This is a genomic window from Actinomadura sp. NBRC 104425, assembly GCF_030269545.1.
Lineage (GTDB): Bacteria > Actinomycetota > Actinomycetes > Streptosporangiales > Streptosporangiaceae > Spirillospora > Spirillospora keratinilytica.
In genome coordinates this window covers 274,799-287,531 of the sequence record NZ_BSTN01000001.1, presented here as the reverse complement: position 1 = coordinate 287,531, position 12,733 = coordinate 274,799, and the positions used below count along the sequence as shown (strand labels likewise).

The 12,733-nt window shown below is 72.7% G+C and carries 13 protein-coding genes; 7 read left to right on the top strand and 6 right to left on the bottom strand.

All coding sequences use genetic code 11. The annotated features are described in order from the left end of the window. Positions 1-15: 15 nt before the first annotated feature. From QSK22_RS01365 to hppD, 3 genes are all read right to left on the bottom strand, one after another. Positions 16-1,578, bottom strand: a complete 1,563-nt coding sequence (locus QSK22_RS01365) for a M1 family metallopeptidase (RefSeq protein ID WP_285492030.1) — start codon at positions 1,576-1,578, stop codon at positions 16-18. A gap of 71 nt (positions 1,579-1,649) precedes the next feature. Beyond that, positions 1,650-2,339, bottom strand: a complete 690-nt coding sequence (locus tag QSK22_RS01360) for an RDD family protein (RefSeq protein ID WP_285492029.1) — start codon at positions 2,337-2,339, stop codon at positions 1,650-1,652. Positions 2,340-2,467: 128 nt separating this feature from the next. Next, entirely contained in the window at positions 2,468-3,559 is a 1,092-nt protein-coding gene (gene hppD / locus QSK22_RS01355; RefSeq protein ID WP_285492028.1) for a 4-hydroxyphenylpyruvate dioxygenase, read from the bottom strand. Between the two features lie 122 nt (positions 3,560-3,681). Here hppD and QSK22_RS01350 point away from each other — a divergent pair, with 122 nt between their 5' ends. Then, positions 3,682-4,230: an Lrp/AsnC family transcriptional regulator gene (locus tag QSK22_RS01350; protein WP_285492027.1), complete on the top strand. Its 549-nt coding sequence runs from the start codon at positions 3,682-3,684 to the stop codon at positions 4,228-4,230. A 128-nt stretch (positions 4,231-4,358) separates the two neighbouring features. Here the strand turns inward: QSK22_RS01350 and greA are convergent, their stop codons facing one another. After that, positions 4,359-4,859 (bottom strand): transcription elongation factor GreA, encoded by a 501-nt coding sequence (greA, locus tag QSK22_RS01345; protein WP_285492026.1) that lies wholly within the window; start codon positions 4,857-4,859, stop codon positions 4,359-4,361. 178 nt (positions 4,860-5,037) lie between these two features. Next, positions 5,038-5,430: a DUF4307 domain-containing protein gene (locus QSK22_RS01340; protein ID WP_285492025.1), complete on the bottom strand. Its 393-nt coding sequence runs from the start codon at positions 5,428-5,430 to the stop codon at positions 5,038-5,040. Positions 5,431-5,655: 225 nt separating this feature from the next. On the opposite strand from QSK22_RS01340, the gene mca reads away from it, so the two are divergent. Both mca and QSK22_RS01330 read left to right on the top strand, forming a co-directional pair. Further along, positions 5,656-6,510: a mycothiol conjugate amidase Mca gene (mca, locus tag QSK22_RS01335; RefSeq protein WP_285492382.1), complete on the top strand. Its 855-nt coding sequence runs from the start codon at positions 5,656-5,658 to the stop codon at positions 6,508-6,510. Continuing rightward, positions 6,510-6,773: a hypothetical protein gene (locus QSK22_RS01330; RefSeq protein ID WP_285492381.1), complete on the top strand. Its 264-nt coding sequence runs from the start codon at positions 6,510-6,512 to the stop codon at positions 6,771-6,773. Before mca ends, QSK22_RS01330 begins: the two co-directional genes overlap by 1 nt. Positions 6,774-6,832: 59 nt before the next feature. On the opposite strand, the gene QSK22_RS01325 is transcribed toward QSK22_RS01330, so the two are convergent. Then, positions 6,833-7,309, bottom strand: a complete 477-nt coding sequence (locus QSK22_RS01325) for a pyridoxamine 5'-phosphate oxidase family protein (RefSeq protein ID WP_285492024.1) — start codon at positions 7,307-7,309, stop codon at positions 6,833-6,835. Positions 7,310-7,398: 89 nt separating this feature from the next. Here QSK22_RS01325 and QSK22_RS01320 point away from each other — a divergent pair, with 89 nt between their 5' ends. From QSK22_RS01320 to abmR, 4 genes are all read left to right on the top strand, one after another. Beyond that, positions 7,399-8,358, top strand: a complete 960-nt coding sequence (locus QSK22_RS01320; RefSeq protein ID WP_285492023.1) for a ribonuclease Z — start codon at positions 7,399-7,401, stop codon at positions 8,356-8,358. Positions 8,359-8,388: 30 nt separating this feature from the next. Next, on the top strand, positions 8,389-10,374 hold the full coding sequence (locus QSK22_RS01315; protein WP_285492022.1) for a thioredoxin domain-containing protein: 1,986 nt from the start codon (positions 8,389-8,391) through the stop codon (positions 10,372-10,374). 244 nt (positions 10,375-10,618) lie between these two features. Beyond that, a complete protein-coding gene (locus tag QSK22_RS01310) occupies positions 10,619-11,800 on the top strand; it encodes a C40 family peptidase (protein ID WP_285492021.1) in 1,182 nt (393 codons plus the stop codon). Positions 11,801-12,131: 331 nt separating this feature from the next. Then, positions 12,132-12,653 (top strand): ATP-binding transcription factor AbmR, encoded by a 522-nt coding sequence (gene abmR, locus QSK22_RS01305; RefSeq protein WP_285492020.1) that lies wholly within the window; start codon positions 12,132-12,134, stop codon positions 12,651-12,653. Positions 12,654-12,733: the final 80 nt, after the last annotated feature.

Here is a 12,733-nt window from a genome sequence, read left to right as displayed (position 1 = left end):
TTGGCGGTCACGGCCTCAGCGGCTGGGGCGGCCCCGCTTGTACAGCCAGTCGTCGAACAGGGTGCGCAGCTTCTGCCCCGACACCCGCTCGGCCACCTCGATGAACTGCTCGGTGGTGCCCGAGGAGTGCCGCCGCTCCTTGGCCCAGGTCTGCAGGATCCGGAAGAACGCGTCGTCGCCGACCTTCATGCGCAGCGCGTGCAGGGTCATGCCGCCCCGGTCGTACACCGAACGGGCGAACATCTGCGTGCGGCCGGGGTTGCCCGGCGGCACGTCCCACAGCTCGCGGTTGCCGCTGCCCGCATACAGCTCGTCGAACTTGGACTGGACGGTCTGCCCGCCCGATTTCTCCAACCACAGCCACTCGGCGTAGGTGGCGAAGCCCTCGTTCAGCCAGATGTCCTTCCAGCGCGTCACGCTGACACTGTCGCCGAACCACTGGTGCGCCAGCTCGTGCGCCAGCAACGACTCGTCGAGGTCGTACGCCCCGTACACCGGGCGGTTCTGCGTCTCCAGCGCGAACCCGACCTCGGCGTTGTCGGCGATGCCGCCGGTCGAGGAGAACGGGAACGGGCCGAACCGCCGCGCCAGCTCGTCGGTGATCTCGGCGTTCTTGGCCTGGAAGGCGTTCAGGTCGGCGCCCGGCAGCGTCGGGTCGACCGCGGAGATGTTGGTCACCCCGCCGGGCGTGCGGCTCGTCGCGACGCTGAACCGGCCCACGGTGACCGTGGCCAGGTACGTGGCCATCGGCTCCGTCACCCGCCACTTGGTCGTCGTCGACCGCCGCGCGGAGATCGGCGTGACCGCCGGGCTCTGCTCCGCGCCGGGCGAATGCGGCGCCTCGGGCCCGCCGGACGGGGTGCCGCCCCCGGTGTTCAGCGGGGAGGCGGGCTCGCCGTTGGCGATGGCGGTCAGCCCCTCCGGAACGGTGATCTCGAAGTCGAACGTGGCCTTGTCGCTGGGATGGTCGTTGCTGGGGAACCAGGTGTGCGCGCCGCTCGGCTGGCACGCCACGAACACCCCGTCGGGGGTGCGGATCCACCCGTAGCGGCCCAGGATCGGGTCGTTCACCGCGCGCGGCGTCCCCGAGTAGCGCACCACCACGGTGAACCGGGCGCCCTTCTCCACCGGCTTGGCGGGGGAGACGGTCAGCTCCTCGCCCTCCTGCCGCTGCTGTGCCGCCGCGCCGTCCACCGTCACCTGCGACACCCGCAGGCCGGCCAGGTCGAGGTTGAACGAGGGCAGCCGCTGCGTGGCGGTGGCGGTGATCTCGGCGGTGCCGTCCAGCTCCTGAGCGCCGTCCGGCGTGATGGCCAGCTTGAGGCCGTAGTGCTGGACGTCGTAGCCGGCGTTGCCGGCACCGGGCACGTACGGGTCGCCGATGGTGTCCTGCCCGGGGCGGGCGGCCGCCTCCTGCGAGGCCTGGGCCGACCGGCCCGTGCCGCGGTCTGCGCTGGGCAGTTGGCAGGCCGCCGGCGCGCCGACGAGCGCCAGCGCGGTCAGTCCCGCGACTCCGCGTGCGGCGGTTCGGGAGCGGCGCGGGTGGGCGGGCCTGGGCGGGTTTCCGGCGATAGGCACGGTGCCCAGCCTGCCTGCCGCCGGGCGGGCTGGGCAAATCCGCAGTAAAAAGCTTTACCGACGGGGGTCGATCAGCGCCGGGCGTAGGGGTTGGGTGAGCCGGGCGGCGCCTTGACCACCACCGTCCCCGCGACCTTGTCGTGCAGGGCCTGCTTGCGCTCGTCCCACAGGATCCACGCCACGTCGACGATGCCGACGCAGCCGCACAAACCGCCCAGGATGCTGAAGAACGCCGAGCGGCCCGCGGCCTGGCCGACGCTGATCGCGCCACCGGTGTCGGCCCGCACCACCCTGGTCCTCAGCAGCATCTTGCCGAGCGTCTGCCCGAACCGCAGGTGCATCAGCCAGTAGTAGAGGAAGGCGACCGCGAGGTAGGCCAGGTTCGCGGCCAGCTGCCCGCGGTCGATCGCCGGGGCGTTCGGGGACGGGCCGGTCATCTGCCGCAAGTTCACCAGCGGCAGCAGGATCGGCAGCATCACGATGCTGAGCAGAAGGGAGTCGACGACGGCCGCGCCGAGCCGCGCCCAGCGGCTGGCCAGTTCGGCCGGGGGCGCGGGCGTTCCGGAAGGGCCGTGGCGGGACGGGGGCATGCCGTACCGGGGAACCTCGTCCCGACCGCCGTAGGCGCCGGGATACGGAGGCGGCTGCTCGCCGGGCTGGGGCTGCCGGGGCGGCGGCTGGGCGCCGGACTCGCCGGGGGCGCGCCACGGCTCGTCCTCCGGCCGTCCCCCGGGCGTGGGGTCGTGCGGCGGTTGCGTCATGCCGCCAAGGTGGGCTGGCGCCACCGCCGCCCGGACCTCACCACGCCCGGGACCGGCGAATGTTTACCGGCCGCTGATCGCCCGTTGCCGCCGCGTCGGCCGCCCGGCGCGCTGTGCGGCGGGCCGGCTCACAGGTTGCCGCGGCGGGCCTGCTCGCGTTCGATGGCCTCGAACAGGGCCTTGAAGTTGCCCTTGCCGAAGCCCATGGAGCCGTGCCGCTCGATGAGCTCGAAGAACACCGTGGGGCGGTCCTGGACCGGCTTGGTGAAGATCTGCAGCAGGTAGCCGTCCTCGTCGCGGTCCACCAGGATGCGGCGCTTGTGCAGTTCCTCGACCGGCACCCGCACCTCGCCGATGCGGGCGCGCAGTTGCGGGTCCTCGTAGTAGGAGTCGGGGGTGTCGAGGAACTCCACCCCGGCGGCCTTCATCTGGTCCACCGCGGCCAGGATGTCGTTGGTCGCCAGCGCGATGTGCTGAACGCCCGGGCCGCCGTAGAACTCCAGGAACTCCTCGATCTGCGACTTGCGCTTGCCCTCGGCGGGCTCATTCAGCGGGAACTTGACCTTGCGGGTGCCGTCCGCCACGACCTTGGACATCAGCGCCGAGTACTCGGTGGCGATGTCGTCCCCGATGAACTCGGCCATGTCGGTGAAGCCCATGACCCGGTGGTAGAAGTCGGCCCACTCGTCCATGCGCTCGACGTTGCCCACGCAGTGGTCGATCGCCTGGAAGTACCGCTTGGCCGGCGGCTCGACGATCGGGTCGGCGGGGACGAAGCCGGGCAGGTACGGCCCCGTGTAGTTGGAGCGGTCCACCAGGGAGTGCCGCGTCTCCCCGTAGGTGGCGATCGCGGCGATCATGACCTTGCCGTGGTCGTCCTCCAGGACGTGCGGCTCGGCCAGCCCCGTGGCGCCCTTGGCGAGCGCGTGCCGGTAGGCCGCCTCGACGTCGGGGACCTCGATGGCCAGATCGACCACCCCGTCGCCGTGCTCGGCGACGTGCCGTGCGAGGTCGGTGCCCGCCCGCACCGGCCCGCGGAACACGAACCGCACCGAACCCGACTCCAGCACGTGCACCGCCTCGTCGCGGCTGCCGTTCTCCGGGCCGCGGTAGGCGACCCGGCGCATGCCGAACGCGGTGGAGTAGTAGTGCGCCGCCTGCACGGCGTTGCCGACGGCGAACACGACGGCGTCCATGCCCTTGACCGGAAACTCGTCCATGCCGCCAATCTCGACAGGCGGCTGCAGAGTGCGCAAGAGTGGTCCAAATCACTGGGCAATCTGCACAGTGCCGCGCCGGAGTGTCCGGGCGATCTGTACAGGATGACCACGAGGAGGACACGGTGCCCGCCGAACCCGTCGACGCCCTGGACGGACGGTTGATCGAACTGCTGGCCGCCGAACCGCGCATCGGGGTGCTGGAGGCGTCCCGCCGCCTGGGCGTGGCGCGCGGCACCGTGCAGGCGCGGCTGGACCGCCTGGCCAGGCGCGGGGTCGTCCGCGGCTTCGGCCCCGATGTGGACCCGGCCGCGCTCGGCTACGGCGTGACGGCGTTCGTCACCCTGCAGATCCGCCAGCCCGGCGGGCACGACCCGGTGGCCGAGCGGCTCGCCGCGATCCCCGAGGTGATCGAGGCGCACACGATCACCGGCCCGGGCGACATGCTGTGCCGCATCGTCGCCCGCAGCAACCAGGACCTGCAGCGCGTCATCGACCTGGTCGTCGACGTCAGCGGGGTGGAGCGCGCCTCGACGGTGATCTCCCTGGCCACGCAGGTGCCCTACCGCACCCTCCCGCTCGTCCGCCAGGCCGCCCGCACCGCCGGCACCGACCCGTCCCGCCCCGCACAACCCCCCACCGCCGACCGGCCGCCCCGGAACCGGGCCCGGTGAACGGTCGGTCTTGTGCGGTCGGTCTTGTGCGGTCGGTCGGCGAAGGGGCGTGACGGGGCGGGGAAAGGCGAGGGCCCGCCGCCCTGGCGGGCGGCGGGCCGGAGGCTCGGTCGGCTGTGGCCGGGAGGTCAGGAGCCCTGGTAGGCGGTCGCACCGAGGATTTCGACGGTCATGGTGCGCCCGTTGGGCAGCGTGTAGGTGGCCTTGTCACCGACCTTCTTGCCGAGGATGGCGGCACCGAGCGGCGACTTGGGCGAGTACACGTCGATGGGGGCGCCGCTCTCCTCGCGGGAGGCCAGCAGGAAGGTGACCTCCTCGTCGTCGCCCTCGAACGCCACGGTGACGGTCATGCCGGGACCGACGACGCCCTCGGTGCGCGGGGCCTCGCCGACGCGGGCGTTCTCCAGGATGCTCTGGAGCTGTACGATCCGCGCCTCGATCTTGCCCTGCTCCTCCTTGGCCGCGTGGTAGCCGCCGTTCTCGCGGAGGTCGCCCTCCTCTCGCGCCGCCTCGATTTTCTGCGCGATCTCGATGCGGCCGGGGCCCGACAGGTGGTCCAGCTCGGCCTTGAGCCGGTCGTACGCCTCCTGGGTGAGCCAGGTGACGTTGTCAGCGCGGGTCTCGGTCACGGGTACTCCTCATCCACATGTTGCGATCCTCGCTCGCCCGGGGGAGAGCGCCACATCGACATGAAATGCGGCCAGGTGAAACCTCTAGCCTATGCGATGTGTGCGGGTAAAGGTTCCCTGCGGGCGGGCTACGTAATCTGCCAAAACCGAAGTCGCCGGCCGCGGCCGACGCGGCGACTCAGATCTTGCGGCAGTCCTTGATCCGGGCGGTGGTGGCCCGCTGGGACGTCTGCAGGACGTCGGTGCGCTCGAGCGTCGACGTCCCCGGCGGGATGGTGATCTCCTTGTGCGCCACCACGCCGAAGTCGGGGCCGAAGGCGTTCACAACGCAGCGGACCTCCGCGTCCTTCGGCTTGGCCACCTGATACCGGATCTGAACAGAAGAATCGTTCACTATGGAAAAGGTGATGGTCTGCGCCGCTATTCCCGCCGGCTGGCCCACGTTCGCCATGACCACGGCCCAGCCCACGGCCAGCACCGCGGCCAGCACGCCGATGACGGCGTACCCCAGCCGGCCGCCGCGGCGCGGCCGCTCGGAGGCGGTGGGGGCGGGGGACGCGCTGGTGGCCATGGCGGGAATCTCCGTGCGATCCGTGGACGTTGTCAGGAACAATTCTCATCTGTCGCGGCGGGTGCTCCGTACCGGGGCCCTCGTAACGCCCGAACATGCTGCTGAGAGGGAGAACCCCTAGTGTCCGAGCTCATCGACGGTACCGCGCCGGCCGGCTCGCCGAACGGCGCGCAGGGCGGCCCACGACCGGACGGATCCGGCCGGGGCGGCGGCCGGCTGCGGTTGATGGCCGTGCACGCCCACCCCGACGACGAGTCGAGCAAGGGGGCCGCCACCATGGCCCGGTACGTCGCCGAGGGCGTTGACGTGCTGGTGGTCACCTGCACCGGCGGCGAGCGCGGCGACATCCTCAACCCGGCGATGGAGCGTCCCGAGGTCCGCGCGGACATCGCCCGGGTGCGGCAGGAGGAGATGGCCCGCGCCCGCGAGATCCTGGGCGTCGACCAGCGCTGGCTGGGGTTCGTCGACTCCGGCTTCCCCGAGGGCGACCCGCCGCCCCCGCTGCCGGAGGGCTGCTTCGCGCTGGAGCCCCTGGAGAAGGCCGCCGAGCCGCTGGTGCGGGCCGTGCGCGAGTTCCGCCCGCACGTGATCCTCACCTATGACGAGAAGGGCGGCTACCCGCACCCCGACCACGTCAAGACGCACGAGGTGTCGGTGGAGGCGTTCGAGGCGGCGGGCGACCCCGAGCGGTACCCGGGGACGGGCGAGCCGTGGCAGCCCCTCAAGCTCTACTACCACATGACCTTCAACCGGGAGCGCATCCTCGCCCTGCACGGGGCGATGCAGGACGCCGGGCTGGAGTCCCCCTACAACGACTGGGTCGAGCGGTTCGAGGACCGGCCGCAGCAGTGGGAGATCACGACCCGCGTGCCTTGCGCCGACTACTTCGAGATCCGCGACAAGGCGCTGCTGGCGCACGCCACCCAGATCGACCCCAACGGCTTCTGGTTCGCCTGCCCGCTGGACCTCCAGCGCGAGGCATGGCCGACCGAGGACTACCATTTGGCCAGGTCCCTGGTGGACACCGAACTGCCGGAGGACGACCTGTTCGCCGGCATCCGGGAGAAGGTGTCTGTGTGATGCTTCCGCTGGCCGTACCGCTCGACCGGGCCGTCGCGCTCGGCAACGCCATTCCGCTCAACGACGACACGGTCACCCCCGGTCTGCTGGGGTTCGGCTTCTTCGTCGCCCTGGCGGTGGCGACGTTCCTGCTGCTGCGCTCGATGAACAAGCGGATGCGCAACATCCAGGCGCCGCGCGAGGAGGACCTCAAGCAGCAGGAGTGGGAGCGGGCCCAGCAGGCCAAGGCCGAGAAGGCCGCGGACGCGCCCCGCAAGGACTGAGCGGGCGAGAACCGGCCGGGCCGCCCCCGGCGGCCGCGCCGCGCGGGGGCGGGCCGCGGTCAGGCCTTGCGGTGGTCCCAGCTGACCACCCGGTCCGGCTCCATCACGATCACGACGCGCTTGGCCAGCGACTTCTCCAGGCCCGCGGCGAAGTCGGCGTCCAGCGGCCGACCGGGCTCGGGCACGGGCAGCCCGGCCATGCGGGCGGCGACCACCGCGCCGACCCGCAGCCGGACGTCCGGGTCCTCGATGATGCGGCCCTTGCCGTACAGCACGGCGCCGCGCAGCTCGTGGTACTGGGTGCCGTCCTCCACCAGGCACGTCATGGTGGGGTTGCGGCGCAGGTTCAGCACCTTCTGCGAGCGCTGGTACGTGGTGAAGGCGATCTTGTCATCGAGCAGCGCGTAGAACATCGTCACCAGGTGCGGTTCGCCGTGCGGGCCGACCGTGGCGACCTGCACCTTGGACGATGCGGCCAGGAAGTCGGCGACCTCCTGCGGCGTCATCTTGATCTGCTCGCGCTTGTTCGCGGCCACCGGCGCTCCTCGAATCCGATCGCGTCACCGACGTCGCCGCCAGAATAACCAGTCGCTTACCGGAGTGGGACGGGGCCCATCATGGGGGCATGTCCGCGCGTGATCTCGTCGTCCTCGGCTCCGCGAGCGCGGTGCCCACCAGGTTCCGCAACCACAACGGCTATCTGCTGCGCTGGGACGGGCACGGCCTGCTGTTCGACCCGGGGGAGGGCACGCAGCGGCAGATGACCCTCGCGGGCGTCTCGGCGCACGACGTGACGTGGATCTGCGTCACCCACTTCCACGGCGACCACTGCCTGGGCGTGCCGGGCATCGTCCAGCGGATCGCCCGCGACGGCGTGCCGCACCCCGTGCACGCCGTGTTCCCCGCCGCCGGCGCCGTCTACTGGGAGCGGCTGCGGCACGCCACCGCGTTCGTCGACACGGCCGTGATCCGCGAACGGCCGGTCTCCGGCGACCGCGCCGAGATCGCCGCCGGCCCGTTCACCCTCACCGCGCGGCGCCTGTCGCACCCGGTGGAGGCCTACGGCTACCGCCTTGAGGAGCCGGACGGGGTGACGATGCTGCCCGCCGAGTTGGCCGCCCGGGGCGTGCGCGGCCCGCTCGTGCGGCGCCTGCAGGAGGAGGGGCGAATCACCACCCGCGACGGCCGCACCGTCACGCTGGAGGAGTGCAGCGTGCGGCGGCCCGGTCAGAAGGTCGCGTTCGTCATGGACACCCGGCTCTGCGACGCCGCCTTCGAGCTGGCCGACGGCGTCGACCTGCTGGTCATCGAGGCGACCTTCCTCGACGAGGACGCGGCGCTGGCGGCCGAATACGGCCATCTCACCGCGGGGCAGGCGGGCCGGGTCGCCGCCCGCGGCGGGGTGCGGCGCCTGGTGCTCACCCATTTCTCCGAGCGCTACCGCGCCGACGACGAGCCGCGCTTCGCGGCCCAGGCCGCCGCCGCGGGCTTCGCCGGCGACATCGTCGTCGCCCGCGACCTCGACCGCGTCCCCCTGCCCCGCCGCCGCCGCGCGCCCGCCGGCGGGGGCCGGGCGGACGGGTGAGGTACCGGTGGATCGGGCAGGATCGGTGGCATGAACCGCCTCAAGGACGCGACCAGCCCGTATCTGCTGCAGCACGCCGACAACCCCGTGGACTGGCGGGAGTGGGGCGAGGAGGCGTTCGCCGAGGCCAGGCGCCGCGAGGTGCCGGTGCTGCTCTCGGTGGGCTATGCCGCCTGCCACTGGTGCCACGTGATGGCGCACGAGTCGTTCGAGGACGAGACGACCGCGCGGATGATGAACGAGATGTTCGTCAACATCAAGGTGGACCGGGAGGAGCGGCCCGACGTCGACGCCGTCTACATGGAGGCGACCCAGGCCATGACCGGCCAGGGCGGCTGGCCGATGACGGTGTTCATGACGCCCGAGGGGCACCCGTTCTACTGCGGCACCTACTTCCCGCGCCCGCAGTTCCAGGCGCTGCTGCAGGCCGTCCACAAGGCGTGGACGGACAAGCGCGACGAGGTGGTCGGGCAGGGGCGGCAGGTCGTCGACGCCCTGGCCTCGCGCGGCCCGGTGGCGGCGCGGGCCGAGCCGCCCGGCGCCGAGCAGCTCGCCGGGGCGGTGCGGGCGCTGGCCGCGAACTACGACGCGGCGCGCGGCGGGTTCGGCGGCGCGCCCAAGTTCCCGCCGTCGATGGCGCTGGAGTTCCTGCTGCGCCACCACGCCCGCACCGGCGACGAGCAGGCGCTGGCCATGGCCGGGCACACGCTGGAGGCGATGGCGCGCGGCGGCATCTACGACCAGCTCGGCGGCGGGTTCGCCCGCTACTCGGTGGACGACTCCTGGGTCGTGCCGCACTTCGAGAAGATGCTGTACGACAACGCGCTGCTGGCGCGCGTGTACGCGCACTGGTGGCGGCTGACCGGCAGCCCCTTCGCCCGCCGGATCGCCGTGGAGACCTGCGACTGGATGCTGCGCGACCTGCGCACCCCCGAGGGCGGCCTCGCCTCGGCCTTGGACGCCGACAGCGAGGGCGTGGAGGGCAGGTACTACGTGTGGACGCCCGCGCAGCTGCGCGAGGTGCTCGGCGACGGCGACGGCGCGTACGCGGCCGAGGTCTTCCAGGTCACCGAGGGCGGCTCGTTCGAGCACGGCACCTCGGTGCTGCAACTGCCGGCCGACCCCGATGACCCGGAGCGCCACGCACGCGTCCGCGCCGCCCTGCTGGAGGCGCGCGGGCGGCGCGTGCCCCCGGCCCGCGACGACAAGGTCGTGGCGGCCTGGAACGGGCTGGCGGTCGCCGCGCTGGCCGAGTGCGGGGCGCTGTTCGAGCGTCCCGACCTGGTGGCGGCGGCCACGCAGATCGTCCGGCTGGTGGCGGACGTGCACCTGCGCGACGGCCGCCTGGCCCGCACCTCGCGGGCGGGGGCGGCCGGGGCCAATGCGGGCGTGCTGGAGGACTACGCCGACATGGCCGAGGGGCTGCTGGCCCTGCACGCCGTCACCGGCGACGCCGAGCACGTGCGGCTGGCGGGGGTGCTGCTGGACGCGGTGCTGGAGCGGTTCGGCGACGGCTCGGGCGGCTTCTACGACACCGCCGACGATGCCGAGCGGCTGTTCCGGCGGCCCCAGGACCCCACCGACAGCGCCACCCCGTCCGGCCAGTTCGCCGCCGCCGGGGCGCTGCTGTCGTACGCGGCGCTGACCGGCTCGTCCCGGCACCGGGAGGCCGCCGCGGCGGCGCTGGCGCCGGCCGGCCTGCTGGCCGCCCGGCACGCCCGGTTCGCCGGGTGGGGGCTGGCCGTGGCCGAGGCGCACGCGGCGGGGCCGGTGGAGATCGCGATCGTGGGCGAGCCGGACGACGAGCGCACGCGCCGGCTGCACCGCACGGCGCTGATGTCGCCCGCGCCGGGCGCGGTGGTCAGCGTGGGCGCGCCGGGCGCCCCGGCGCGGGTGCCGCTGCTGGAGGGACGCGGACCGGTGGACGGCGCGCCCGCCGCGTACGTGTGCCGGGGCTTCGCCTGCCGCCTGCCGGTGACGACGCCGGCCGACCTGACCCGGGAGCTGCATTCCTAGGGCCGGATGGGGACAGATGCCCGGCTTCATTGAACGAAAGATCCATTTTGTGGCACCGTGAGATTGATCTCGTCTCAGCCGGGTGTTACCAATGAGTAGCTGGGGCGGATATGCCGATTTGCTGGCGGATCGCCGCAAGTGGCGCCGGTTACGGTATGAACCTGGACGTAGGCCGTGAAATCGGCCATAGTCACCAGGGTCGCGGTCCTGGGGCCGATCGGGGCGAGGACGAGGGAGTGGTGGGGTGCGCGAGCCGAGCCGCCGGATGCTACCGATGATCATCGGCGTGACGGCGGCGACCACACTGGCCGCCGACATCGCGGTGCTGCTCGCCCACGGCTCGTCGGCGTCCCCCGGCGTGCAGCCGCAGACCCAGATCGCCGGCCGCTACGTCGCCGCGTCCGGCAACTCCGCGCTGTCGCCGGCGGAGGTGGCCCCGCTCGGCAAGCGGCTGACCCCGCACGTGCTGGTGGCCGCGCCCGGCACGCTGCCCGCCGCCACCGTCGAGAAGATCCGCCGGATCAAGGGCGTGCAGGGCGTCGAGGTCGTCGACGCCGTCCAGGCCATGGTCGCGGGCAAGCGGGTGGGGCTGCTGGGCGTCAACCCGTCCACCTTCCGCAACTTCACGCCCAAGCCCACCGCCCAGTCCGACGCGCTGTGGCGCAACATCGCCGCGGGCGACGTGGCGGTGTCGTTCACCATGGGCAGCGACGGCGGGCTGCAGCTCGGCAGCCGCGTCCCCATCGGCGGTAGCGAGCGGCAGAGCCAGGTGCGGGTCGGCGCGTACGCCACCATGGGCATCGCCGACGTCGACGCCGTCGTCTCGCACGACACCGCCCGCGCGCTGGGGGTGCCGTCCGGCAACGCCCTGCTGATCTCTGCGCCCAAGGTCGATCCGGACAAGCTGATCAGATACCTGCGCGCCAAGGTGCTGCCGAAGCAGGCCAAGGCCGTCGAGGTCGATCCCGAGATCGACTACCCCAGCGCCGAGAAGCTGCCCGACGCCAACGGCCAGGTGATGACCGCCCGGCAGGTGCGCACCGTGATCGAGGCGGCGCGGTCGCGGCTGGGCTGGCCGTACGTGTGGGGTGGCGAGTCGGAGGCCGAGGGCGGCTACGACTGCTCGGGGCTGATGCAGTACGCCTTCGCCCGCGCCGGCATCCGCCTGCCGCGCGTGGCCGCCGACCAGGCCCGCGCCGGCTGGGTGATCCCGTTCGACAAGGCGCAGCCGGGCGACCTGCTGATCTGGGCCAACGACCCGACCGCGCCCGGGTACATCTCGCACATCGCCCTCTACATCGGCAACGGCAAGATGATCGCCGCGCCGCGCCGCGGCACCGTGGTGCAGGTGCAGGACGTCTACTTCCGCAACTTCAAGGGTGCGGTGCGCGTCAACCCGCGGCGCGCCGCGAGCATCGCGTACTGAGCACCGCGCACTGAGCACCGCGGGCCGACGGCAGCGCACCGGCCGGTGCGCGCCGGCCCTGGTCAGTCCTCGGGCGGGGCGTCGACCGGGCAGCCCGCCGCCAGGAACGCCATGGTGCGGTCGATGAGTTCGCCCGGGTCCTCCTTGGCAGCGTCTGCACCGGCCCGGAGTCGCGGCCGGCCTCGCCGCCGGGCAGCGGCGAGATCACCAGGTCCATGGCGGGCACCGCGGTGCGGCCGAGGCCCACGCCCAGCACGGTCGGTTACAGGGATCGGCGTCATTCGAGGAGCGGTGCTGGCCGAGGTCGGCGAGGAGTTGTAATTTTGATTACATGACTACGAGCGAGGCGGTGGAGAAGGTCCGGGGCTGGTTCACCGGCCGCCTGCCCGAGGACTGGTTCGAGGGGCCGGTCGAGGTCGTCCTCGACCGCGAGGAGATCAGCGTGGTCGGCCGCCTGCCCGAGCCCGCCGCCGCGCGCGGCGTCTCCGAGACCGAGCGCGCCGCCATGCTGGCCGGGCACATCCAGCGCTTCCGCGAGGACACCCGGGAGCGCCGCATGGCCATCGCGCGCGAGGCCGAGCACCGCTTCGGGCAGCGCGTGTCGTGGGGGGTGGTCTGCGGGGACGTCCGCGAGATGTTCACCACGCTGTCGGTGCCGGTGATGACCCGGCTGCGCCAGCCCGAGCGGCGCGTCCTGGACACCCTGGTCGAGGCGGGCGTGGCGCGCAGCCGCAGCGACGCGCTGGCCTGGTGCGTCCGGCTGGTCGGCAAGCACACCGACGACTGGCTCGCCGAGCTGCGCGCCGCCCTGGAGCACGTCGAGCGCGCCCGCGCCGCCGGTCCGCAGGTGTAGCCGCCCCGGCCCGCACGTCACCCTCCGGGGGGATTTCCCGTCGTCCGGCGCGAAATATGCTGAAACGACGCACGGGGCTG